This window comes from Paracoccus gahaiensis (assembly GCF_005048225.1).
Classification (GTDB): Bacteria; Pseudomonadota; Alphaproteobacteria; order Rhodobacterales; family Rhodobacteraceae; genus Paracoccus; species Paracoccus gahaiensis.
The window spans coordinates 224,370-247,842 of sequence record NZ_SUNI01000002.1; the positions used below are offsets into that span (position 1 = coordinate 224,370).

The 23,473-nt window shown below is 70.6% G+C and carries 20 protein-coding genes and 1 pseudogene; 7 read left to right on the forward strand and 14 right to left on the reverse strand.

Features of this window, described 5'->3' with window-relative positions; translation table 11 throughout:
- Nucleotides 1-70: 70 nt before the first annotated feature.
- The gene (locus tag FA743_RS04145; protein WP_136884611.1) at nucleotides 71-1,168 is read left to right on the forward strand and encodes a PA0069 family radical SAM protein; all 1,098 of its coding nucleotides are present in this window, start codon (nucleotides 71-73) and stop codon (nucleotides 1,166-1,168) included.
- Nucleotides 1,169-1,177: 9 nt separating this feature from the next.
- On the opposite strand, the gene bmt is transcribed toward FA743_RS04145, so the two are convergent.
- The 4 genes from bmt to rpsF form a co-directional block, all read right to left on the reverse strand.
- Entirely contained in the window at nucleotides 1,178-2,167 is a 990-nt protein-coding gene (bmt, locus tag FA743_RS04150) for a betaine--homocysteine S-methyltransferase (RefSeq protein WP_136884612.1), read from the reverse strand.
- Between the two features lie 156 nt (nucleotides 2,168-2,323).
- The gene (gene rplI, locus FA743_RS04155) at nucleotides 2,324-2,914 is read right to left on the reverse strand and encodes a 50S ribosomal protein L9 (protein WP_136884613.1); all 591 of its coding nucleotides are present in this window, start codon (nucleotides 2,912-2,914) and stop codon (nucleotides 2,324-2,326) included.
- 13 nt (nucleotides 2,915-2,927) lie between these two features.
- The gene (gene rpsR, locus FA743_RS04160; RefSeq protein WP_136884614.1) at nucleotides 2,928-3,155 is read right to left on the reverse strand and encodes a 30S ribosomal protein S18; all 228 of its coding nucleotides are present in this window, start codon (nucleotides 3,153-3,155) and stop codon (nucleotides 2,928-2,930) included.
- A gap of 13 nt (nucleotides 3,156-3,168) precedes the next feature.
- On the reverse strand, nucleotides 3,169-3,627 hold the full coding sequence (gene rpsF, locus FA743_RS04165) for a 30S ribosomal protein S6 (RefSeq protein ID WP_136884615.1): 459 nt from the start codon (nucleotides 3,625-3,627) through the stop codon (nucleotides 3,169-3,171).
- Between the two features lie 305 nt (nucleotides 3,628-3,932).
- Here rpsF and speB point away from each other — a divergent pair, with 305 nt between their 5' ends.
- The 4 genes and pseudogenes from speB to FA743_RS04185 form a co-directional block, all read left to right on the forward strand.
- On the forward strand, nucleotides 3,933-4,892 hold the full coding sequence (speB, locus tag FA743_RS04170; RefSeq protein ID WP_136884729.1) for an agmatinase: 960 nt from the start codon (nucleotides 3,933-3,935) through the stop codon (nucleotides 4,890-4,892).
- 119 nt (nucleotides 4,893-5,011) lie between these two features.
- A complete protein-coding gene (gene prfA, locus FA743_RS04175; RefSeq protein ID WP_136884616.1) occupies nucleotides 5,012-6,067 on the forward strand; it encodes a peptide chain release factor 1 in 1,056 nt (351 codons plus the stop codon).
- Nucleotides 6,064-6,906, forward strand: a complete 843-nt coding sequence (prmC, locus tag FA743_RS04180; protein WP_136884617.1) for a peptide chain release factor N(5)-glutamine methyltransferase — start codon at nucleotides 6,064-6,066, stop codon at nucleotides 6,904-6,906. Before prfA ends, prmC begins: the two co-directional genes overlap by 4 nt.
- Before the next feature lie 263 nt (nucleotides 6,907-7,169).
- Nucleotides 7,170-7,416 (forward strand): annotated as a pseudogene (locus FA743_RS04185) (DUF4167 domain-containing protein); the annotation flags it as partial.
- 1,080 nt (nucleotides 7,417-8,496) lie between these two features.
- Here FA743_RS04185 and rsmA read toward each other — a convergent pair.
- From rsmA to lptF, 6 genes are read right to left on the reverse strand one after another with little or no spacing between them, the layout of a single operon-like run.
- Complete coding sequence (gene rsmA, locus FA743_RS04190; protein ID WP_136884618.1) at nucleotides 8,497-9,342, reverse strand: 16S rRNA (adenine(1518)-N(6)/adenine(1519)-N(6))-dimethyltransferase RsmA; 846 nt, start codon at nucleotides 9,340-9,342, stop codon at nucleotides 8,497-8,499.
- Nucleotides 9,339-10,409, reverse strand: coding sequence for a 4-hydroxythreonine-4-phosphate dehydrogenase PdxA (gene pdxA / locus FA743_RS04195; protein WP_169308763.1), 1,071 nt, complete (start codon nucleotides 10,407-10,409; stop codon nucleotides 9,339-9,341). The genes rsmA and pdxA overlap by 4 nt, the downstream gene beginning before the upstream one ends.
- The gene (locus FA743_RS04200; RefSeq protein WP_136884620.1) at nucleotides 10,406-11,680 is read right to left on the reverse strand and encodes a peptidylprolyl isomerase; all 1,275 of its coding nucleotides are present in this window, start codon (nucleotides 11,678-11,680) and stop codon (nucleotides 10,406-10,408) included. The genes pdxA and FA743_RS04200 overlap by 4 nt, the downstream gene beginning before the upstream one ends.
- Nucleotides 11,681-11,712: 32 nt before the next feature.
- Nucleotides 11,713-14,148 carry an LPS-assembly protein LptD gene (locus tag FA743_RS04205; protein WP_246054822.1) on the reverse strand — a complete coding sequence of 812 codons (2,436 nt, stop codon included), beginning with the start codon at nucleotides 14,146-14,148 and terminating at the stop codon, nucleotides 11,713-11,715.
- Nucleotides 14,145-15,254, reverse strand: a complete 1,110-nt coding sequence (lptG, locus tag FA743_RS04210) for an LPS export ABC transporter permease LptG (RefSeq protein WP_136884621.1) — start codon at nucleotides 15,252-15,254, stop codon at nucleotides 14,145-14,147. Before lptG ends, FA743_RS04205 begins: the two co-directional genes overlap by 4 nt.
- The gene (gene lptF / locus FA743_RS04215; protein ID WP_136884622.1) at nucleotides 15,251-16,393 is read right to left on the reverse strand and encodes an LPS export ABC transporter permease LptF; all 1,143 of its coding nucleotides are present in this window, start codon (nucleotides 16,391-16,393) and stop codon (nucleotides 15,251-15,253) included. Before lptF ends, lptG begins: the two co-directional genes overlap by 4 nt.
- A 112-nt stretch (nucleotides 16,394-16,505) precedes the next feature.
- Here lptF and FA743_RS04220 point away from each other — a divergent pair, with 112 nt between their 5' ends.
- On the forward strand, nucleotides 16,506-18,083 hold the full coding sequence (locus FA743_RS04220; RefSeq protein WP_136884623.1) for a leucyl aminopeptidase: 1,578 nt from the start codon (nucleotides 16,506-16,508) through the stop codon (nucleotides 18,081-18,083).
- A 172-nt stretch (nucleotides 18,084-18,255) separates the two neighbouring features.
- Nucleotides 18,256-18,705: a DNA polymerase III subunit chi gene (locus FA743_RS04225; RefSeq protein WP_136884624.1), complete on the forward strand. Its 450-nt coding sequence runs from the start codon at nucleotides 18,256-18,258 to the stop codon at nucleotides 18,703-18,705.
- A 206-nt stretch (nucleotides 18,706-18,911) separates the two neighbouring features.
- On the opposite strand, the gene urtE is transcribed toward FA743_RS04225, so the two are convergent.
- The 4 genes from urtE to urtB are packed head-to-tail and all read right to left on the reverse strand — an operon-like array spanning nucleotide 18,912 to nucleotide 23,414.
- Nucleotides 18,912-19,619 (reverse strand): urea ABC transporter ATP-binding subunit UrtE, encoded by a 708-nt coding sequence (gene urtE / locus FA743_RS04230; RefSeq protein ID WP_136884625.1) that lies wholly within the window; start codon nucleotides 19,617-19,619, stop codon nucleotides 18,912-18,914.
- Nucleotide 19,620: 1 nt separating this feature from the next.
- On the reverse strand, nucleotides 19,621-20,361 hold the full coding sequence (gene urtD / locus FA743_RS04235; RefSeq protein ID WP_136884626.1) for an urea ABC transporter ATP-binding protein UrtD: 741 nt from the start codon (nucleotides 20,359-20,361) through the stop codon (nucleotides 19,621-19,623).
- Nucleotides 20,358-21,533, reverse strand: coding sequence for an urea ABC transporter permease subunit UrtC (gene urtC / locus FA743_RS04240; RefSeq protein WP_136884627.1), 1,176 nt, complete (start codon nucleotides 21,531-21,533; stop codon nucleotides 20,358-20,360). The genes urtD and urtC overlap by 4 nt, the downstream gene beginning before the upstream one ends.
- Nucleotides 21,534-21,536: 3 nt before the next feature.
- Entirely contained in the window at nucleotides 21,537-23,414 is a 1,878-nt protein-coding gene (gene urtB / locus FA743_RS04245; protein ID WP_136884731.1) for an urea ABC transporter permease subunit UrtB, read from the reverse strand.
- Nucleotides 23,415-23,473: the final 59 nt, after the last annotated feature.

The following is a 23,473-nucleotide window of genomic DNA, read 5'->3' on the forward strand; positions in this document are numbered from 1 at the left end:
TCATTGACCTTGGACCCAAGGATGGGGGCGGCTCCGGCGAACATCAACGGGCTTTGCAAATGTTCCTATTATGTTCTATCATGTCCCCATGCTGCCGCCCCGCAATCCCGACCTGCGCCTGAAGGCCCGTGGTGCCGATACCCGCCCCGAGGGGCGGTTCGAGCGGCTGACCCACCGGCGCGAGGATGATGGCTGGGACATTCCCGAGGATCAGACCCTGCTGCGCACCGAGGTGACGATCGAGGAGCCGCGCAGCATCCTCACCCGCAACAGCTCGCCCGATATCTCCTTCGACCGCTCGATCAATCCCTATCGCGGTTGCGAGCATGGCTGCATCTACTGCTATGCCAGGCCCAGCCATGCCTGGCTGGGCCTGTCGCCGGGTCTGGATTTCGAGACCAAGATCACCGCCAAGCCTCAGGCCGCCGCGCTTCTGGCGCGCGAACTGGCCCGGCCTCGCTACAAGCCCGCGCCCATCGCGTTGGGGACCAACACCGATCCCTACCAGCCGGTCGAGGCGCAGCTGGCGATCATGCCCGGCCTGCTGCGGGTGCTGCGCGACTGGAATCACCCGGCCACGCTGATCACCCGCGGCGCGACGGTGCTGCGCGACATCGACCTCTGGGCAGAACTGGCGGCGCGCGATCAGGCCGCCGTGGGGGTCAGCATCACCACGCTGGACCCCGATCTGGCCCGGGTGATGGAGCCGCGCGCGCCCACCCCCGCCACCCGCCTGCGGATGATCCGAGAGCTGTCCCGCGCCGGCATCCCCGTGCGCATCATGGTGGCTCCGGTCATCCCCGTCCTGACCGAGCCCGAGATCGAGGCGATCCTGACCGCCGCCCGCGAGGCGGGGGCCAGCACCGCCAGCATGATCGCCCTGCGCCTGCCGCACGAGGTGGCGCCGCTGTTCCGCGACTGGCTGGAGCGGCACCGCCCCGGCATGGCCGCGCATGTCATGAACCGCGTGCAGGCGATGCGCGGCGGGCGCGACAACGACCCGCGATTCGGGCATCGCTTCAAGGGCGAGGGGGTCGAGGCCGATCTGGCTCGGCAGCGCTTCCGGCTGGCGCGCAGGCGGCTCGGCTATCGCGAGGGCAGTCCGCCGCTGGATTGCTCGCGCTTCGGGCCGCCGCCCCGGGCCGGGGACCAGCTGTCGCTGTTCTGACCCGCAGCCTCAGGGGCGTCGCCCGATGGTCAGCCTGTCGCTGCCGGGCGTGCCGCTGAAGGCGCCAAGGCGGGCGGTGATCTGGTCCAGCGCCGGGCGGGGCCCCTGCGGGCGGCTGTCTAGGGCGGCGCGCATGGCGCGCAGATGCTCGGGCATGGTCCCGCAGCAGCCGCCGATGACCCGCACGCCCATGTCGCGCGCCAGACAGGCGTAGTCGGCCATCAGCTCGGGCGTGCCGTCGTAATGCAGATGCCCGTTCTGCAGATGCGGCACTCCCGCATTGCCCTTGGCGATGATCGGGCGCTCGGTGCCCGAGGCGACCAGCCCGGTCACCGTGCGCAGAAGGTCCGAGGCGCCGACGCCGCAATTCGCGCCATAGGCCACCGGCGGGTTGGGCAGGGTCTCGACCGCGGCGGCCAGTTGCGCCGGCGTCACGCCCATGATCGTGCGCCCCGCCGTGTCGAAGCTGAGGCAACCGCACCAAGCCATGCCCACCCGCCGCGCGGCGGTGGCGGCGGCGCGCAGCTCGTCCAGCGAGGCCAGGGTCTCGACCCACAGGATGTCGGCGCCGCCGTCGCGCAGCGCCTCGGCCTGCTCGTGGAACATCTCGACGGCGCGGGCCTGGGTCAGGCTGCCCATCGGGGCCATGATCTCGCCGATCGGGCCCATGCTGCCGGCGACGATGACGGGGCGTCCGGCGCGGTCGGCCTCGGCGCGGGCGATCTGGGCGGCAAGGCGGTTCAGCTCGGTCACGCGGGCGCCGGCGCCGTGCAGGCGCAGCCGGCTGGCATTGGCGCCGAAGCTGTTGGTCAGGAAGAGGTCGGACCCGGCCTCGATGGCGCCGCGATGATGGGCGGCGATGCGGTCGGGATGGGTGGCGTTCCAGATCTCGGCGGGGGTCGCCGGGTCCAGGCCCATGTTGAAGAGCGCCGTGCCGGTCGCGCCGTCCGCCAGCACATGGGGGCGGGTGGCCAGCATCCGGGACAGCGCATCGGTCATCGTCACTTCCTCGCCCAGAGCGCCACAGCCCCGCTTGCCCGGACCTCACGCCCCTTGCGGATCATGCCATGCGGGGAGGGGCGCGCCCATGAAACAAATGAAAAACCGCGCCGGTTTCCCGGCGCGGCAAAGATCGTCCGACGATCCCTTCGGGGATCAGTCGCGGTCGCGGTCGTCGCTTTCGCCGTCATCGGCGCCGCCGATGTCGTCGAACAGTTCGGCGATCTCGAATTCGGCCTCGGCATCGGCCTCGTCGGCGATGTCGCGGATCGACTTGCCCTGCGCCTGCAGCTCGGCCTCTTCGGGCGAGCGGGCGACGTTCATGGTGATCGTCGCCTCGACCTCCGGGTGCAGCACGACGGTGACGTCATGCAGGCCCAAATCCTTGATCGGCTCGCGCAGCACGACCGACTTGCGGTCGACCGTGAAGCCGGCCTCGGTCGCGGCATCGGCGGCGTCACGCGTGGTGACCGAGCCGTAGAGCGCGCCCGAATCGGAGGCCGAGCGGATGACCACGAAGGTCTGGCCGTCCAGCTTTTCGGCGATCTTCTGGGCTTCGGCCTTGGATTCCGCATTGCGGGTTTCCAGCTGGGCCTTCTGGCCTTCGAACGCCTTGATGTTGGCCTCGGAGGCCCGCATCGCCTTGCCCTGCGGCAACAGGTAGTTGCGCGCGAAGCCCTGCTTGACGTTCACGACTTCGCCCATCTGGCCAAGCTTGGCCACACGTTCCATCAGGATGACTTGCATCGTTCAGGTCTCCTTACTTGATGACATAGGGCAGCAGGGCCAGGAAGCGGGCGCGCTTGATGGCACGGGCCAACTCGCGTTGCTTCTTGGCCGAGACGGCGGTGATGCGCGAGGGCACGATCTTGCCGCGTTCGCTGATATAGCGCTGCAGCAGGCGGGTGTCTTTGTAGTCGATGGCCGGAGCATTCTCGCCCGAGAACGGGCAGACCTTGCGGCGGCGGAAGAACGGTTTGTTTGCCATGTCTCAGATCCTCTCAGTTCCGGTCGCGGCGTTCGCCGCCACGGTCACCGTCACGGGGACGATCGTCACGGGGACGGTCGCCACGGTCGGGACGGTCGCCCCGGGGACGGTCGCCGCGATCGCCACGGTCACCGCGCTCGCCACGCTCTTCGCGCTTCTGCATCTGGACCGAGGGGCCTTCCTGATGCTCGTCCACGCGGATGGTCATCACGCGCATCACGTCATCATGCAGGCGGGCCAGGCGTTCCATCTCGAGCACGGCGCCCGAGGGGGCGTCGGTGCGCAGGAAGGCGTAATGGCCCTTGCGGTTCTTGTTGATCTTGTAGGCGAGGGTGCGGACACCCCAATATTCGTTTTCCACGACCTTGCCGCCGTTATCGGCGAGTACGGTCGAGAAATGTTCGATCAGCCCTTCGGCCTGCGTGTTCGACAGGTCCTGGCGGGCGATCAGCACATGCTCGTAGAGGGGCATGGCGATCCTTTCGGGTGCTGTGCGCATTTCATCGACGGGTCGGCCCTTCCGCACCCGTCACGAGAGGCTGCGCTGTTATGGAAATCCAGGCGGAAGGATGGGGTCTTCTAGCAGCGAATGCTGCGGATGCAAGGTGATTCGGCTGGCGGGGGCATGGTGGGAGGCGTGGTCGGGGGGCTGCCGCCCCCGGCCGCAGGGCGGCCTCCCCCGCGGGTATTTGGGCAAAGAAGAAGGGCGGGGGCTTGCGCCGCCGGCCGGGGGCGGGCCATCCTGCCGCCCAGGGTGACCAAGAGGCGGGGGCGGGCATGGCGCTGGAAGATGCGAAGACGCAGGTGGATCAGGCCTTCACGCGCGAGAGCTTGCGCGGGCTGTCCTTCGAGAATGCCTTCGGCGGGGCGACGAGTTTCCTGCGCCGGCGCTATACCAAGGATCTGGCGGGCGTCGATCTGGCGGTGACGGGCATTCCCTTCGATCAGGCGGTGACGCACCGGCCCGGCACGCGCTTCGGGCCGCGCGCGATCCGCGAGGCGTCCACGCTGCAGGCCTTCGACGCGCCCTATGGCTGGGGCTACGATCCGTTGGCGCTGCTGGACGTGGTCGATTACGGCGACATGGCGTTCGATTATGCCAATACCCGCGAGGTGCCCGGGCGGATCGAGGCGCATATCGGCGCGATCCTGGATGCCGGGGTGGCGCCCGTGACCTTGGGCGGTGATCATTCGATCACGCTGCCGATCCTGCGGGCGGTGGCGGCACGGCGCGGCCCGGTTGCGCTGATCCAGTTCGACGCGCATTCCGACACTTGGGTGGATGACGACCCGGAGCGGATCGATCACGGGACCTTCCTCTACAAGGCGATCCGCGAGGGGGTGGTCGATCCCGCCGCCAGCGTCGCGGTGGGCATCCGCACCGACAATCCCGACACGATGGGGGTGACGATCCTGGATGCGCCGATGGTCCATCGCGAGGGGGTCGAGGCGGTGCTGGCGCGGGTGCGGGCCGTGGTGGGCGACCGCCCCGTCTATGTGACCTTCGACATCGACGCGCTGGACCCGGCCTTCGCGCCGGGCACCGGGACGCCCGTCTGGGGGGGGCTGGCCGGCTGGCAGGCGGCGGCCCTGCTGCGCGGGCTGGCGGGGGTGGATCTGATCGGCGGCGACGTGGTCGAGGTCTCGCCGCCCTATGACACGACGGGGGCGACGGCGATCGCCGGGGCGCATGTCGCGCTGGAGCTGATCGCACTCTATGGCTGGACCCGGCGGTGATCTGTGTCCCGCGACGCCCGGGGGGCCTCCTGCCCCCCGGAGCCCGCTGCGGATATTTGCGGGCCCAGGCAGGCCATGTGCCGCTTGTCGTGTCGCCGGCGCGGGGGTAAGCCGCTGGCATGTTGCCCGAAGACCGCCTGATCCAGATCCTGCAACGTTTCGAGTTTCTCGAGGCGCGGCTGAATGCCGGCGCTGCGCCCGACCAGATCGCCGCGATCAGCCGGGAATATGCGGATCTGCGGCCGGTGGTCGCGCAGATCGGGCTGTGGCGCGCCGCGCAGGACGGGCTGTCCGAGGCCCGCGCCATGCTGGGCGATCCCGAGATGCGCGGTCTGGCCGAGGACGAGCTGCGCCGCCTCGAGGCCGGGCTGCCCGCGCTGGAACAGGCGTTGCGGCTGGCGCTGCTGCCCAAGGACGCCGCCGACGCGCGCCCGGCCATCGTCGAGATCCGCCCCGGCACCGGGGGCGACGAGGCGGCGCTGTTCGCGGGCGACCTTCTGGAGATGTATCGCCGCCATGCCGAGGGGCAGGGCTGGCAGTTCCAGATGCTGGACCTGACCCGGACCGAGCTGGGCGGCGTCAAGGAGGCCACGGCCCGGATCGAGGGCGAGGGGGTCTTTGCCCGGCTGAAATACGAATCCGGCGTGCACCGGGTGCAGCGCGTGCCCACCACCGAATCGGGGGGCCGCATCCATACCAGCGCCGCCACCGTGGCCGTCCTGCCCGAGGCCGCCGAGGACGTGGTCCTAGACATTCCCGCGGGCGACATCCGCATCGACACGATGCGCGCCAGCGGGGCGGGCGGCCAGCATGTGAACACCACCGATTCGGCGGTGCGGATCACCCACCTGCCCACCGGCATCGTCGTCACCAGCAGCGAGAAGTCGCAGCACCAGAACCGCGCCAATGCCATGGCCGTGCTGCGCGCGCGGCTTTATGACATGAGCCGCGCGGCGGCGGATGCGGAACGCTCGGCCGACCGCAAGTCGCAGGTGGGCAGCGGCGATCGCAGCGAACGCATCCGCACCTACAATTTCCCGCAGGGCCGCATGACGGATCACCGCATCAACCTGACGCTCTATGCGCTGGACCGGATCATGGCGGGCGACCTGTCCGAGATCATCGACGCGCTGACCGCGCATGACCAGGCCGCCCGGCTGGCGGAGGCGGAATGAACCTGTCGCAGGCCCAGGCCGAGGGCGCGGCGCTGCTGCGCGCTGCCGGCATCGAGGGCGGCGCCCGCGATGCCGACCGCATCCTGGCCGCCGTGCTGGAGATCGAGCCCGGTCGGCTGCGCATCACCGAGGATCTGGCGCTGACCGAGGAGCAGGCGGCGCGCTTTCACCACGGCATCGCCGCGCGGGCGTTGCGCCAGCCGGTGGCGCAGATCGTGGGGTTCCGCGATTTCTGGGCGCATCGCTTTCAGGTCACCCGCGACACGCTGGACCCCCGCCCCGAGACCGAGGCGCTGGTCGAGGCGGCGCTGGCCCGCCCCTGGCGCAGCGTCCTGGATCTGGGCACCGGGACGGGGGCGATCCTGATCTCGCTTCTGGCGGCGCGCCCGGGCACGACGGGCCTGGGGACCGACCTGTCCGAGGCGGCGCTGCAGGTCGCCCGCTTCAATGCGCGCCGGATCGGGGTGAATGCCCGGTTCCGGCAGGCCGACTGGCTGGAGGGGATCGCCGGGCCCTTCGATCTGATCGTCTCGAACCCGCCCTATATCGCCGCGGCCGAGATGGCGGGGCTGGACGCGGACGTGCGCGACTGGGAGCCGCGCATGGCGCTGACCGATGGCGGCGACGGGCTGGGCGCCTATCGCGTCATCGCGGCGGGGGCGCGGGCGCTGCTGTCGCCCTCGGGCGCGGTGCTGGTCGAGATCGGCCCCAGCCAGGGGGCGACGGTGCGCGCGCTTTTCACAGACCAGGGCGCACAGGCGCGGGTGCTGCCCGATCTGGACGGGCGCGACCGGGTCGTGCTGGCCGATTTCGCGGAAAGGGACGGGCCCCCCGACTGACCCACGTCCCGCTCGCGCGGATGTGCGGCAGTTTTTGCTTGTCTAAGCGCGCGCGACATGGTTAGTCGGCGGCGTGCGACAGCCACAAGCCGCCGTCGCATGGGTCAGCCTGACACTGCCTGTTCCGAAAGGGCGCGCAACCGCGCCATCGACGGGACTGGGCAGGGGCTGAACGGAGAGGTCACCAGCCCCCGTAACCGTCCGACACCGCCGTCCAGTTCATGCTGGCATCCCGACGCCCGGAAACATTTACAGACAGTCTGATGAGATCATCAAAATCCCGCTCGCGTAGCAAATCGAACCGCCAGCGCACGCTGGGAAACATCACCAATCGCGTCTTCGACAGCTCGGGACCCGAGGGCAAGGTGCGTGGCACCCCCCAGCAGATCATCGAGAAATACCTGACGCTGGCGCGCGACGCCCAGCTGTCCCATGATCGCGTGGCCGAGCAGAGTTTCCTTCAGCATGCCGAGCATTACACGCGCATGCTGGGCGAGGCGAACAAGGAAATGGCCGATCGCCAGGGCCGGCCCGAGGATGACGGCTATCAGTCCAGCATGGGCGGCCATGGCTATCATCAGGGCGGCAACGGCCAGAACGGCAACTCGAACCACGGCTATCAAAGCGCCGGGAATTCCGGCCAGAGCGGCTATTCGGGCGACAGCAATGCCCGCCAGGACAACAACCGCGACCGCTCGCGCGACAATCAGAACCGGGACGGCCAGAACCGGGATGGTCAGAACCGCGACTACCAGCAGCGGGACAACCAGAACCGTGACGGCCAGAACCGCGATCATCAGCAGCGGGACAACCAGCAGCGGGACGCGTCGAACCGGGACAATCAGCCCCGGGACAATCAGCGCGACAACCAAAACCGTGACAACCAAAACCGGGATGGCCAGAACCGCGACAACCAGAACCGCGACCAGCAGGGTCGTGACCAGCAAAGTCGTGACGGCGGACAGCGGGACCAGCAGACTCGCGACAGCCAGCCCCGCGACACCGCGCCGCGGGAAGCGCAGCCCCGCGTGTCGCGGTCGCGCCGCGAGCCCCGCGACAACAACGACCCGCGCAATGCCGAAGCTGCGGCACCGCTGGAGCCCGGCCTGCCCGATTTCCTGACCTCGCGCGAGAACGAGGGGGCCGCTCCGGTGATCACCCCCGAATCCGAAGTCCGGTCCGAGGGCCCGACGGAGGCCACGCCCAAGCCCGTCCGCACGCGGACCCCGCGCGCCAAGGCGCCGCGCCCGGCGCCCGATGCGGCTTCCGGCGATGGACTGCCGGGCGATGCGGCCCCCGCCGCGCCGACGCGCAGCCGCCGCAAGCCGGTGGTGCGGGACGAGGCGCCCGCGCCGGCCTCCGACCCGCAGGACAGCACGCAGGACTGATCCCCCGACCGGATCGTCAGTTGCGACGGGGCGCGCCGCAAGGCGCGCCCTTTGTCATGTTATGGAGGCCGTTTTCAGGCCGGCAGGTTACGTTCCCTGGACGCAGGACCGGCCCGAAAGCAGGCCCGCACGTTTCCTCCAGTTCCGCCCGAATATCCCGGCAGAAGTCCCAGAGCGCCAAAGCCCGGGGCAGTTTCCAAAATTACGCCTCGCGTGCCGCCTTCAGCGCCCGGGCGAGGGTGCAGAACCGTTCCAGCTCGATCTCTTCGGCGCGGGCGGTGGGGGGGATGCCCGCACCTTCCAGCAGCGCCTCGATGTCCGGATGCAGGCCGCGCAGGCTGGCGCGCAGCATCTTGCGGCGCTGGTTGAAGCCCGCGCTGGTGACCTGCGTCAGGACCGCCGGATCGGCGGGAAAGCGGGGCTCGGGCAGGGCGGTCAGGTGGACGACGGCGGAATGAACCTTGGGCGCGGGGGTGAAGGCCTCGGGCGGCAGGGTCATCACGATGCGCGCCTCGGCCCGCCACTGCGCCAGCAGCGCCAGCCGCCCATAGGCCTTGGAGCCGGGCCTGGCGATGATGCGCTCTGCCACCTCCTTCTGGAACATCAGTGTCAGGGACTGCCAGAAGGGCGGCCAGTCGCGGGGCGTCAGCCAGCGGATCAGCAGCTCGGTGCCGACGTTGTAGGGCAGGTTCGCGGCGATGCGGATGGGCGGCGTCAGATGGGCCAGCGGGTCGATGGCCAGCGCGTCGCCGGTGATCACCGTCAGCCGCCCGGGATAGGCGGCGGCGATCTGCTCCAGCGCGGGCCGGGCGCGGGGGTCCTTCTCGATGGCCAGCACATGGCGGGCGCCGCAGGCCAGAAGGCCGCGCGTCAGCCCGCCCGGACCGGGCCCCACCTCCAGCACGTCGCAGCCGGTCAGGTCACCCGCCTGCCGCGCGATCTTGTGCGTCAGGTTCAGGTCCAGCAGGAAGTTCTGGCCCAGCTGCTTCTTGGCGCTCAGGTCGTGCGCGGCGATCACCTCGCGCAGCGGGGGGAGGTTGTCGATCATGGCTGGTGCCGGACCGGGGGTTTCACACCCGTCGCCGGGCGGTCTTGACCCGATGGCGCCCGCCCGGCGACCCCCCGTGGGATATTTTTGCCAAGATGAAGGGGCAGGCGGGCCTCGGCCATCCCGGCGGCCATCCGCAGGGCGGCGATGGTCGAGGCGGGGTCCGCGATCCCGCGACCCGCGATGTCGAAGGCGGTGCCGTGGTCGGGAGAGGTGCGGATGAAGGGCAGGCCGAGCGTGACGTTCACGCCGCCCGCGAAATCCAGCGTCTTGATCGGGATCAGCGCCTGGTCGTGATAGGTGCAGACGGCCGCGTCATAGGTTGCGCGAGCGGGGGCATGGAACATCGTGTCGGCGGGCAGGGGGCCGGTCAGGTCCATCCCCTCGGCCTGAAGCCGGGCGATCAGGGGAGCGATCATGTCCGCTTCGGTGCGGCCCATCGTGCCGCCCTCGCCCGCATGAGGGTTCAGGCCCGCGACCGCGATGCGGGGGTTGGGCAGGCCGAAATCGCGGATCAGCGCGGCATGGGTCAGCCGGATCGCCTGCTCCAGCGCGGCCTCGGTCAGGGCAGCGGGAACCTCGGACAGGGGGATGTGGATCGTCGCGGGCACCACCCGGCAGGGCGGCGTCACGCTGGTCGAGGCCAGCATCATCGCCACCGGCACCCCGCCCGCCAGATGGGCCAGGTATTCGGTATGGCCGGGAAAGGCGAAGCCCGCGCCCTCCTTCAGGGCCTGCTTGCTGATGGGCGCGGTGGTGATCGCCGCCACCCGGCCCCCCAGCGCCAGATCGACCGCGCGGGCGATCACCGCGATCACATCCGCCGCATGGGCGGGATCGGGGCGGCCCGGGGTCGCGGGGCCCGCGAAGTCGTGGCGCAGCACCGGCAGATGGCCGGGGGGCACCGGGTCGGATGGGTCCGCGACCTCCGTGAAAGCGCAGCCCTGCGGCAGGTGGCGCGGATCGCCCAGCCAGACCAGATCGACGCCCGAGGCCAGCGCCAGCGGCGCCAGTTCCGGGCCCACGCCCGCGGGCTCACCGCAGGTCAGAAGGATGCGCGCCATCAGGGGCGCCGGATGATCGCGTCGGCGCGCAAATCGGCCAGAAGCCCCTCGGCGGCGGTGTTGATCTTGCGGTTGAACAGCTCGTTCCGGACCGCCTCGCGGGTGGGCACGCCGCCGGCCTCGGGCTGCTGCGGAACCGCCGCCTCGACGCCATCCTCGGGCAGGGCGGTCACCGGAACCTCGGCCTGGGCGGCCAGCGCGGGCTGGCGCGAGCACAGCATCACCAGATCGGCGCCGGCGCCTGCGGGAACGACCCCCGCCTCGTCCGCGTCCAGCGAGGCCAGCCGCGCGGCGATGCCCTGCGGGATCGCCCCCTGGCCCGCCGTCTGGCGCTGCACCTGGGCCGCCGCCTCGGGGCCGGCCTGCAGGTACAGATCGTCGCAGCCGCGCACCGTCGCCGCCAGCGCCGCCGCATCCTGGACCGAGGCCAGCCGCAGCGTCAGGTAATCCAGCACCTGCTCGCGCGCGCCGGGGCGCAGCGTGCCCTGCACGTCGCGCAAAAAGAACAGCACCACCGCGCCCTCGACCGGCAAGGGCGGGCTGACCTGCCCGGGCTGCAGCGAGGCGATGATCGGGCGCAGCGAGGGCGGCAGGTTGTCCAGCGCCAGCAGCTCCAGCCGCCCGCCCGCCTCGGCCGAGGGGGTGGCTGAATAGGCGCGGGCGGCCTCGGCGAACTGCGCCTCGTTCGGGCGCGACCCGGCGATGCGCTCGGCCAGCTGCAGGGCCTGCGCCTCCTGGCCCGGAGGGGCGGGGATGATCAGTTCCGACAGCAGCACGCGGTCGATGATCGGCGTCTCGATCGCGCGCTGCAGTTCCTGATCGACCTCGGCATCCGAGATCTGGGTGCGCGGCAGCAGTCGGGCGCGCACGACCTCGCGCCAGACGGTGCCCGCCTCGATGAAGTCGCGAAACACCCCGTCCTCGACGCCGGCGCGTTCCAGCTGGGCGATGAAGCCCGCCGCGTCCAAACCGGCGCGGGCGGCGAATTCCTCCATCCCCTCCTGCAGGCCCTCGGGCGTGATCTCGATGCCGATCTCGGCGGCGGCCTGGATCCGCAGCCGGTCGTCGATCAGCGCCTCGCGGGCGGCCTCGATGCCGGCCTCGGGGGCGCCGATCACCTGCATGAACCGCATCCGCTGATCGACCTCATAGCCGGTGACCACGGACTGGTTCACATAGACGGCGGGCGCGAACAGGTTCTGCGCCAGGGCGGGTGCCACGGCGCCCGTGGCGATCACCGCCGCCAGCGCGATGCCCGAAAGGAAATGCCGCATGTCTGCCCTCATCCTCGTTTGTTGGCGCCAGATTAGCGCATACAGTTGCGACGCGCCACCGTGCCCGGCCCGTCCTGCTGCATCCCGAATCCGCCCAAGCGCACCGACAGCTCCAGGCTGGTCTCGGCGCGCAGCAGATCCGAGCTGGAGAAGCGCCGCGACAGGCCGGTTTCCACCGTGATGCATTCGGTGCGATAGGCCACCCGCAGGGCGGCGCGCTGCGCCCGGTCGGCGGCGAAATCATAGCGGGTCTCGGCCTCGCCCCACCAGCCGCGCGCGATCTGCCAGCCGACATTGGCGGCCAGTTCGCTGGCATTGGTGTCGCGGCCCTCGGCCTCGTCGCGGTCGATCCAGATATAGCCCGCCGACAACTGCAGGTTGGGGCGCAGCCAGCCCACCCGCAATTCGTTGCGCGAGACGGCGAAATCGTCGCCGAACAGCGCGCGGTTGGCGACGGCCAGCCCGGTGCCGCTGTCGTAATGCGCCGCCAGCAGCCAGTCGGAGCTGCGCCCGCCCAGGGGGCTGTCGGGGTCCAGATTGTCGGCGTCGCGCGCACGCAGGATGCGCCCGCCGGTCACGCCCAGGGACCAGCCGGTCGGGTCGATCCGCGTCCAGGTGGCGCCGATATTGGCGCGCAGCCCGGTCTCGCGCGCGTCCCAGCCAGGAAAGCGGTTGTCGGAATACAGGTTGCCCTCGTCGAACTCGATCAGGCGGCTGTCCTCGTTGGGAATGTCGTCATCCTTCCCGCGCGGCGAGAACAGCACCTGCACCACCGGCTCGACCAGATGCGTGGCGCCGCCCGCTCCGCCCGCCAGCGGCCAGCGCAGTTCCACGCCCACCTGCGGATCGACGCGGGTCACCACATCGTCGAAGCGGTCGTCCTGCGCGATGCGGTACAGGTCGGCATCCAGCGCGACCAGCCCCGCCGCCATCACCCCGCCGGTCAGGATCTTGCTGCGCCGCCAGTCGAGGCCGACCGAGGCCCGCGCCACGTCCCGCCCGATCCGGTTCTGGTCCGAGGGTCGCCTGTGCGCATGGGCCGACCATTCCAGCAGCGCCTCGCCGCCGATCAGGGCCGGGACCATCCGCCGCTGCCAGATCACGTCGGCTACCTGCGCGGGCGAGGTGGCGTTGTCCTCGTCCTCGCGCAGCGAATCATAGGTGCCGACCCGGCCCCAGATCATCTTGTCGCGGCGCACCCGCTCCAGCGAGACGCCGCTCCACAACCGGTCGGCATCTGTGATGCCGTAATCCAGCAGATAGGCCCGGTCGGAGGCCGTCTGCACCTGCACGGACAGGCGATAGTCGCGCGGCAGCAGGAACTGCGCGGCGCCGAAGACATAGCCCCGCGTCTCGCCGGGGCGCAGGTCGTCGCGGCTGATCGCGCCGTTCCATTCCGTCGCACCATTGGAGAAGGCCTGGCGATAGCGCAGCTCCAGCGTCCGGGTCCGGTCCAGCGAGACATAGGGCGTCACCGTCACATCGGCCTGATCGCCCAATGTCTGGAAATAGGGCAGCTTCAACCCGAACCCCAGCCCCGAGGTCGTGCGGATCTGCGGCCGCAGAAAGCCCGACCGCCGCTCGACCGTCGGATCGGGCGCGGTCACGGTGAAGGGCGCATAGGCCAGGGGCACGCCGAAGGCGCGCAGCTGCGGCCGGTCGAAGGTGATCAGCCGGGTCTGCGCGTCATGGGTGATGCTGCGGGCGCGGATCTCCCACAGAGGGGTGGGGTCGCTGGCGCAGATCTGGCAGGACGAGGCCACCACCTGCGTCAGCTCGCTGATGCGGCCGTCCTCGCGCCGCTCCAGCCGGGTGGCGGCCAGCTGCAATTCGCGCGCCAGCACCAGCCGGGCGCCCAGCACGATGCCGTCGCGCAATTCGCGGTCCAGCTGGGCGCTGTCCCCGATCAGGATCGCATCGGAGGCGGGATCGTCGCTGTCGGGATCCGCGCCGGGGCGGGACAGGTGGATCGGCCCCTCGATCGTCAGATCGCCCGAGGCCCCGTCCACGACGATGCGCGAGGCGACCAGCCGCGACCCCTGATACCAGACGACCACGCCGCCCCCCGCGACCAGCGTGCGGTCGCCCTGCAGCTGGATCGTGTCGGCCAGCACCGTCGCGGGCCCCGCATCCGCGGCGGGCGCGGTGCTGCCGGGCAGGGTCACCCCCGTCTGCGGAGCGACGGCGGCGGGGTCCTGCGGCGTGGGCGTGCGGTCGCCCACCGGCGCGCGGCCCAGGGTCTCGGCCTCGGGCGCCAGCGCGGTCACGCCCCCGTTCATCGTCCCGCGTGTCTGGCCCGGCATCCCGGTCAGCCCGGGCATGCCGGGGCCGTCGGCATCGTCGAAGATCGACTGCGCGGCGACAGGCCCGGCCAGCAGCGCCAGCACGACCCCGGCCCGCAGGACGCGCCTCAGCCGCCCGGCAGCGGGCGCGGCCCACAGGTCCTTCGTCACGATGCGCGCGCTCATCCGTCCTCCCGCTTCAGGATCAGGCCCAGGGCCAGCATCGCGCCGACCAGAACCGGGGTCCAGGCCGCCATCGCGGGCGGGATCTGTCCGTTGTCGCCCAGAACCTGCGCCAGATTGCGCAGAAAGAACAGCGCGATCCCGGCGCCGAAGGCCAGCAGCACCGCGCCTCCGGCATTGCGCCCGCGCATGTGCTGCATGGTGAAGGCGGCGGCGATCATCACCATCGCGCCCATCACGAAGGGCCGCGCCAGCTCCATCTGGAACCAGACCCTGTGGCGCGCGGCGGAAAAGCCCGCGCGCTCCAGCCCGGCGATGAAGGCGGGCAACTGCCAGACCGGCACCGATTCGGGGCGCCCGAAGCCCTCGCGGATGCGCTGCGCGGTCAGATCCGAGGCCAGTGTCATCGACGCGCTGCGCGTCACCCCGGCCTGCGGATTGTCGCGGTCCAGCGCAAAGTCGCTGACCTGATGCAGCTGCCAGGCGCCGGGCGTCAGCCGCGCCTCGCGCGCCTCGATCCGGCGCACCGGCCCTGCCTCGGCATCAAAGACCAGAAAGCTGGCGTCGTACAGCGTCACCGCATCGGGGCTGGCGCGGCGGGCGCGGATGACGATCTGCCCCGCCTCGCGCCCGTCCTCCTGCATCGCCTGGCGCAGCCAGACGGCGCTGTCGCCCACGCTGACCGTCTGGCTGCCCTCGCGCCCGATCTCGGCCACCGCCTCGTCATAGATCGAGCCCGTCGCGGCGACGATCGGGTTCAGCAATCCCACCGTCAGCGCCCCCAGGGCCAGCGCCGCCGCCACCGGCGCCGCGATCACCCGCAGGGCCGAGCGCCCCGAGGCGCGGATGGCCACCATCTCGGAACTGCGGGCCAGCCCCAGGAACAGCGCGATCCCGGCCAGCACGGTCATCAGCGGCAGGATCGCGTAGAAGCTGCCCGCGATGTTCAGCGCCGCCAGCCGCGCCGCCCCCGACAGCCCGATCTGGCGGTCCGAAAAGCGGCGGATCATCTCGATCATGTCGATCAGGAACAGGATCAGCAGGAACACCCCCGCGATCATCACGAAGCTGCGCAGGAAGCGGCAGGCGACATACCACGCCAGGATCATGCGGGGGCCCCCCGCGCCGTGCCCGCGCCGGGACGCGGCCCCCGGGGCCGTGCGGCCAGCCATAACAGTCCCGCGCAAAGCAGCGCGCCCGCCAGCGCCGGCAGATACAGAAGCGGCCACAGGTCCACGTCGCGCCCGACCCGCTCGGCGGCGGCATTCGACAGGAACTGGACCGCGATCAGCGCCCCGATCGCCCAGCCCACCTGCCGCCAGACGCCGAAGCGGGAGAACCCGCCGATCATCAGCGCGGCAAAGCCGATCATCGCCGCGACGGGCGACAGCAAAGGCTGGGCGATCCGCTCATGCGCCTCGCGCCGCGCATCGCCGGGGGTGGCGCCGGTCGCCTCCAGCAGCGCGGCATCGGGCGACAGCAGCCGCAAGGTGCCGTAATCGCGCAGATCGCGCCCCCGCTGCCCGCCGCCCGCGAACATCGCCCCCACGTCATAGCTGAACTCGGCGAATCGCGTCACCGACAGGTCCGGCCCGTCGGCGCCCGCCCGCATGTTCTGGACCATCCCCTCCAGCAGGACCAGCACCGGGCCGGTCTCGGCGCGCACCACCAGCGCCTCCTGCGCGGTATAGGTGACCTGCGCCGCCGGATCGCGCCCGTCCTCGATGAACAGGTCCAGCAGCCGCCCGTCGCTTGCGATGTCGCGGATGAACAGCGTGACGCCGGCCCCCGGATACTGGAAGGCGCCGGGCCGCAGGAACTGCGCGGTCACGTTCTCGGCGATCTCGGCCGACCGGTCCGCCAGCCGCGCGCGCGCCAGGGGCACCAGCCCGTGGACCAGCATCGCCACCATCACCCCCACGAAGACGCCGAAGACCAGCACCGGCCGCGCCAGCCGCCACGGGCCCAGACCCGCCGCCTGCATCGCCACCAGCTCGGATTCGCCCGACAGGCGGTTCGTGCCATAGGCGGTGGCCGCGAAGGCCGCGACCGGCAGCACCACCGAGATCACCAGAGGCAGCGTCAGCGCCGTGAATTCCAGCACCACCAGCGCCGTCTGGCCGTCGTTCAGCAGGTCGTCGAACAGCCCCACCGCCCGGTTGATCCAATAGACCGACACCAGCACCAGCGCGAAGAACCCGAACAGCGTCAGCAGCTGACCAAGGATGTAGCGGTCGATCCGGGGCATGGGCGGCCTTCTTGCGCGTGACACTCGGTCCTGCTTAGCGGCAAGGGCGCCTCTGGAAAAGGGCCGGGCAGGGGTCTAGGGTCGGGCGCAACCAGACGTGAGGACCGTTTCCATGACCCATCCTGTCGAAATCAATTTCACCGAGGTCGCCCCCGATCAGCTGGCGGATCATCCCGGCCGCGTGGCCATCCTTCTGACCGCGCATGACAAGCTGCCGGGCAAGCTGCCCCGCGCCGCCCAGGACGCGGCCATGCGCGCGCTGGCCTCGAAGGCCGGACAGGCGCTCAAGCCCGGCCAGGCGATGGAACTGGCCTTCCCCTCGGGCATGGCCGCCGAGGCGCTTGTCCTGATCGTGCTGCCCAATGCCTCGACCCAGGCCGAGGCGCGCCGCGCCGGCGCCGTGCTGGGCGCGAAGCTGGGCCGCAGCCACACGCTGGTCTTCGCCGGCGGCCACAAGCTGGCGGGCGAGGTCGCGTTGGGCCTCGCGCTGCGCGGCTATGACTTCTCGGTCTACCAGACCAAGCCCCCCAGTGACGCGCCCGACCAGGGCAGCGCCACCCTCCCCGAATCCGAAGGCCAGGCGCCCCATGCGGTCTTGGGCGACGCGCAGGCCGATGACCGGCTGGAGGGGCCTGCCGCCCCGGTGTCCGAGAAGGCGCGCGTGACCATGATGGTCAAGGAGCCCGAGGTGCTGGCCAAGGCCGCGCAGGACGCCGCCGCCGTGGCCGAGGGCGTGTTCTTCACCCGCGATCTGGTGAACGAGCCTGCGAACGTGCTGACCACCTCCGACTTCGCCGACCGCCTGCTGGCGATGCAGGAGATCGGGCTGGAGGTCGAGGTGCTGGACGAGGACGAATTGGCCAAGCTCGGGATGCGCGCCCTGCTGGCCGTGGGCCAGGGCAGCGAAAGCCCGACCAAGGTGGTGGTCATGCGCTGGAACGGCGGGGCCGGCGAGGCGCCGCTGGCGCTGGTCGGCAAGGGCGTGGTCTTCGACACCGGCGGCATCTCGATCAAGCCGGGCGCCGGCATGGAGGAGATGACGATGGACATGGGCGGCGCCGGCGTCGTGGCGGGCGTCATGCGCACGCTGGCGCTGCGCCGTGCCAAGGCGAATGTCGTGGGCCTCGTGGGTCTGGTCGAGAACATGCCCGACGGGCGCGCCTATCGTCCCGGGGACATCCTGAAATCCATGAAGGGCGACACGATCGAGGTCGTCAACACCGACGCCGAGGGCCGCCTCGTGCTGGCCGACGTGATGTGGTACGCGCAGGAACGATTCAAGCCCCGCGCGATGATCGATCTGGCCACGCTGACCGGCGCGGTCATCACCGCGCTCGGCCATGACAATGCCGGGGTGTTCAGCAATGACGACGCGCTGGCCGACCAGATCCTCGCCGCCGCCAAGGCCGAGGGCGAGGGGGCCTGGCGCCTGCCCCTGGGCCCGTCCTATGACGGGCTGATCAAGTCGCGCCTGGCCGACATGAAGAACTCGGGCGGCCGCGCGGCGGGCTCGATCACCGCCGCGCAGTTCCTGGCGCGCTTCGTGCGCGAGGACCAGCCCTGGGCCCATCTCGACATCGCGGGGGTGGCCCTGCCGCCCGCCGCCACCGATCTGGCGCCGCGCGGCGCGACGGGCTGGGGCGTGATGACGCTGGACCGCCTGGTGCGCGACGGGTTCGAGACCCGGTGACCCGCGCAACGCCCGCAGCCTGTGCACGCCCTGTGCACGGGCTGTGCCTGCCCGGTGCACGCCCTGTGAGGGCCGATCCCCAGCAATCGCTGGCCCTCCGCCCCTCCGCACCGGGGCCGTCCTTCTCCGCACCGCGCGCTGCCGTTGCGCGCCCGTTGCGCGGGGGGGCCTGATGGGCAAGGCGCTCTTCTACCACCTGACCCGCTCGCCCGCCGAAGCGCTGCTGCCGGTCCTTCTGACGAAGGCGCTGGCCGCCGGCTGGCGGGTCGAGCTGCGCGCCCCCGACGAGCAGCGCCTCGACCATCTCGACCGCCAGCTCTGGCTGGCCGAGGACTTTCTGCCCCATGGCATCGCCGGCGGCCCGCATGACGCCCGCCAGCCGGTCCTGCTGACTTTGCCCGGCCAGCCCCCCGCCAACAGCCCCGCCTGCCTGATGGCGCTGGACGGCGTCGAGGTCGCCCCGCCCGAAGCGACCACGCTGGACCGCACCTGCATCCTCTTCGACGGCGGAGACAGCACTGCCGTCGACCGCGCCCGCACCCAATGGCGCGCCCTGACCGGCGCCGGCATCGAGGCCGAATACTGGTCCGAGGACTCAGGCCGGTGGGCCAGAAAACGCTAAAGAATCAACGCTTAGCCCGCTTTAGCAAGCAGACCCTCACCCCGCCAAGTGCCGCCTGCCACCACCTGACAGCGCCCGGCCAACACCCCGCCCCGATCCAGCTTCGGTCTGCAAATATCCCCGGGGGGTGAATTGGCCGCAGGCCAAGAGGGGGGCAGGCAGCCCCCCTTTTCCCCCGCCCGCGGCGACGTCCGACGTCCGAGGTCTCAGACCTCCGCATGCCCCGCCAGCCGCGCATGCAGATCCTCGCGCCTCAGCTCGGCCTTGGCACCCTGCATGACCGCGCGCCCCCGCTCCATCACCAGGAACCGGTCGCCCAGATCCCAGGCAAAGTCGAAGAACTGCTCGACCAGCACGATGGCCATGTCGCCCCGGTCGCGCAGGGCGGCGATCACCCGCCCGATCTGGGCGATGATGTTGGGCTGGATGCCCTCGGTCGGCTCGTCCAGCAGCAGGACGCGCGGCCTGGTGATCAGCGCCCGGGCGATGGCCAGCTGCTGCTGCTGCCCGCCCGACAGATCGCCGCCGCGCCGATGCGCCATCTCGGCCAGCACCGGGAAGCTGTCGAAGATCTCGTCGGGGATGCGCCGCTCGGCGCGGGGCAGGCAGGCGAAGCCCGTCTCCATGTTCTCGCGCACGGTCAGCATCGGAAAGATCGCCCGGCCCTGCGGGACATAGCCCACGCCCATCCGCGCCATCCGCTGCGCCGCCAGGCGCTCCAGCACCTGCCCGTCATGGCGGATCTCGCCACCCGAGCGGGGATGCCGCCCCGCCAGCAGGTTCATCAGCGAGGTCTTGCCCACCCCGTTGTTGCCCATCACGCAGGTGACCTCGCCGGGCCGGGCGGTGATGTCGATGCCGTGCAGGATCTGGCTGCCGCCGTAATGCAGGGTCAGGTTCGTCGCTTCCAGCATCCTATCGCCCCAGATAGACGTCGATGACGTCGGGATTGCGGGTCACATGGTCCAGCGACCCCTCGGCCAGCACGGACCCCTGATGCAGCACCGTGACCTTGCAGTTCAGGCGGCGCACGAAATCCATGTCATGTTCCACCACGACCACCGCCCGGCTTTCGGCCAGACGGCACAGCAGCGAGGTCGTCTGCTCGCGTTCCGCCAGCGTCATGCCGGCGGCGGGTTCGTCGACCAGCAGCAGGCGCGGCTCCTGCGCCAGCAGCATGCCGATCTCCAGCCACTGCTTCTGGCCGTGGCTCAGCTCTCCGGCGCGGCGATCCACGGCGTCCGACAGCCCCACCTCGGCGGCCAGTTCGGCCACCCGGGCGACCGAGACCGACGACGGCCGCCAGCCCAGCACGGAAAACGGGCTGCGGTCAGCCTTCAGCGCCATGGTCAGGTTGTCGGCCACCGACTGATCCTCGAAGACGGTGGGGCGCTGGAACTTGCGCCCCACGCCCTCGCGGGCGATCTGCGCCTCGTTCATCTTCAGCAGCGACTTGCCCGTCTCGCCAAAGCGGACCTCGCCCTCGTCGGGGCGGGTCTTGCCGGTGACGATGTCCATGAAGGTGGTCTTGCCCGCGCCGTTCGGGCCGATGACGGCGCGCAGCTCCACCGCGTTGATGGAAAAGGACAGGTTGTTGATGGCCTTGAACCCATCGAAGGACTTGCTGATCCCGCTGACCTCCAGCAGCGCGCTCATGCCCGGTCCCCCTTGCGGCCGATCAGGTCGAAGATCCCGGCGATGCCCTTGGGCGCATAGAGCGTGACCAGCACGAAGGACAGGCCAAGCGCCACCTGCCACCAGTCCACCCAGTTCACCACATAGCCCGGCAGGTTGATCGAGGGTGCCCGCCCCCCGGTGAACCATGTCGACAGCAGCGACACGACGAAGGCCCCGATGACGGCGCCATACAGCCGCCCCCGTCCGCCGATCGCCACCCAGACCGCCAGATAGATCGAGGCGATGGGCATCATCTCGGCCGGGTTGATGATCCCGGCCTGCGGGTAATACAGCGCGCCGGCGATGGCGGTGATCATCGCGGCCAGCGTGAAGACGACCAGCTTGAACCCCTCGACCGGATAGCCCAGGAACCGAACCCGAGTCTCGTCATCGCGGATCGCGCGGGTCACGCTGCCGAACTTGCCCGAAACCAGCCAGGCGGCAATCACGTAGAACAGCCCCAACGCCAGGGCCGAGGCCCAGAGGAACCACACCGACAGCCGCGCCTGGCCCACATGGTCCAGCCCCGGCAGGTTCTGCAGCCCCGACAGCCCGTTGTTGCCGCGAAAGCCGCTGTCGTTCTGAAACAGCCACAGGGCCAGCGCCAGGGTCATCGCCTGCGTCAGGATCGACAGATAGACGCCGTTCACGCGGCTGCGGAAGGCCAGCCAGCCGAAGACCAGCGCCAGCAGCCCCGGCACCGCCACCACCAGGATCAGCTGCAGCGTCAGGGAATGCGCAAAGCCCCAGACCATCGGCAGCTCGGCGCTGCCGACCACGCCGAAGATCTGGTTGGTGACGCCGTCGCGCAGCTCCTGCGGGGTGAAGGGGATGGGGTTGCCGGACAGGGACGCCGCGACGATGCCCTCGGTCCGGGCATACATCAGCCATTGCCCGATCATGTAGCCGCCAAGCGCGAAGAACGCCATCTGGCCAAGCGACAGGATGCCCAGATAGCCCCAGACCAGATCCATCGCCACCGCCGCCAGCGCCAGGCACAGGGTCATACCGAGCGTCTTGACCATCGAGGTCGGGATGGCCCCCGTCCCATAGGCCGCGCTGAGCAGGGTGACCGTGATCGTGAACACCGCCAGCACCGCCAGCACGATCAGCGTCGAGGGGGTGCGCAGGATGAAGGGGGTTCGGGTCATGCGCTATGCCTCGGCCGCGCGGCCCTTTTGCGGGATGATCCCGCGGGGCCGGAACTGGATGAAGATGATGATGAAGAGGATCATGAAGGTCTGCGCCGCCAGCGTGTTGCCGGGGTTGAAGCTTTCGATGACCTTGGACAGCCCGCCGATCAGCGTGGCGCCCGCCAGCGTGCCCCAGATGTTGCCGACACCGCCCACGACCACGGTCATGAAGCTCTGCACGATGTATTGCTGGCCGATCTCGGACGTGACCTGCGCGAAGAGGCCGATGGCCACGCCCGCGATCCCGGCGATGCCCGAGCCGAGGCCGAAGGTCATCATGGCGATGCGGTCGGGGTTGATGCCCATGGAGGCCGCCATGCCGGGGTTCTGGGTGACGGCGCGGACCTCCAGCCCCAGCCTGGTGCGCTTCATGATGAACAGGAACAGCCCCAGAAACAGCAGCGCCAGCACGAAGATCGCCACCCGGATCGAGCTGATCGAGATGACGTCGTTGATGGTGATCGACCCCTCCAGCCAGGCGGGCGCGGTCAGCGGGCGGGCCTGCGTGCCGAAGATGTTCTTGGCGAGCTGCTGCAGCGCGATGGACACGCCGAAGGTCGCCAGCAGCGTCTCCAGCGGGCGATGCGCCAGATGGCGAATGACCAGCCGGTAGAGGACCACCCCCGCGCCGAAGGTCACCGCGAAGGCCAGGGGCAGCGCCACCACCAGCGACAGGGTGCGGTCGGCGATCAGCGTCTGCACGGTGTAGCCGGTATAGGCGCCCATCATGATGAATTCGCCATGCGCCATGTTGATGACCCGCATGACGCCGAAGGTCACGGCCAGCCCGATGGCGGCCAGGAAGTAGATCGAGGCCAGCGACAGCGCGTCCAGCCCCAGATCGATCCCCTGCATCGCGCCAAGCCGCACCTGCGCGCGGATCTGGGCGGCGCGGGCGGCCTCGGTGACAGCGGGGTCGGGCTCGGCATAAAGTTCGTAGACGCGATGGGCATCCAGGGCGGCCTGCACCTCGGCCTCGGTCGCGGCGGGGGGGACGGTGCCGGCATCCTCCAGCGCCTCATAGGCGCGGTCGCGGGCATCGGGATCGGACAGATCGGCCACGGGCACGCCGCCCACCCTGCCGTCGGACAGGTTCGCCGCCAGCGCCGCGCGCTGTTCGGCCGAGGTCAGGCGCGGTTCCAGCACGCCCTCGGACACCAGCAGCGCGATGGCGGCCTCGCGGGGAAGGTCGTCGCCGTCGATGGAGATCTCGCGGGCGACATTGCCCTGCGGTTCCTCGGTCGCGACCACCCGGCGGGTGACCAGCAGCGGGTTCAGCGCGGCGCGGAAATCCAGGCTGACATCGCCGGCCAGATCCTCGATGGCGGTGACGCGGGCCTCGCTGTTCTCGCCCACCTGGATGGTCAGCAGCCGCTCCAGCCGGGCCTTGCGGGCGGCCAGCGTCGGATCGGGGTCGTCCAGGGCAGCGCGCAGCGCGGTCAGCTGCTCGAACGAGCCGCCGCGCGCCAGCGAATCAAGTGCGGCCCTGCGCCGCGAGGGGTCGGGATCGTTCAGCGCGCCCGCGACCAAGGCCGATTCGATGACGCCGCGCACGCCCGAATTGGGCCGCAGCATCTGCGGATCGGCCTCCGGGACCGGCTGTCCGGTCACCGCGTCGGTGGCCGCGTCGTCGTCGCCGATGATGACCGCGCGCCCGTCCTCGGTCAGGCCCAGCTGGCGTTCCGACCAGGCCTGCAGCAGCGCCAGCCCCTCGGGGCCGGTGGCGGCGATCTGGGCGACCAGGGGCTCGACGGTCAGGCGCGAGGGACGTTCCAGCCCTTCGAGATTGTCGGCGATCACCGCCTCCAGCGCCGGATTGGCCTGGGCACAGATCGGCATCAACAGGGCCGCAAGAAGCGGCAGAACACGTCCGAGGCGGGTCACGCGGGGGGATTCCT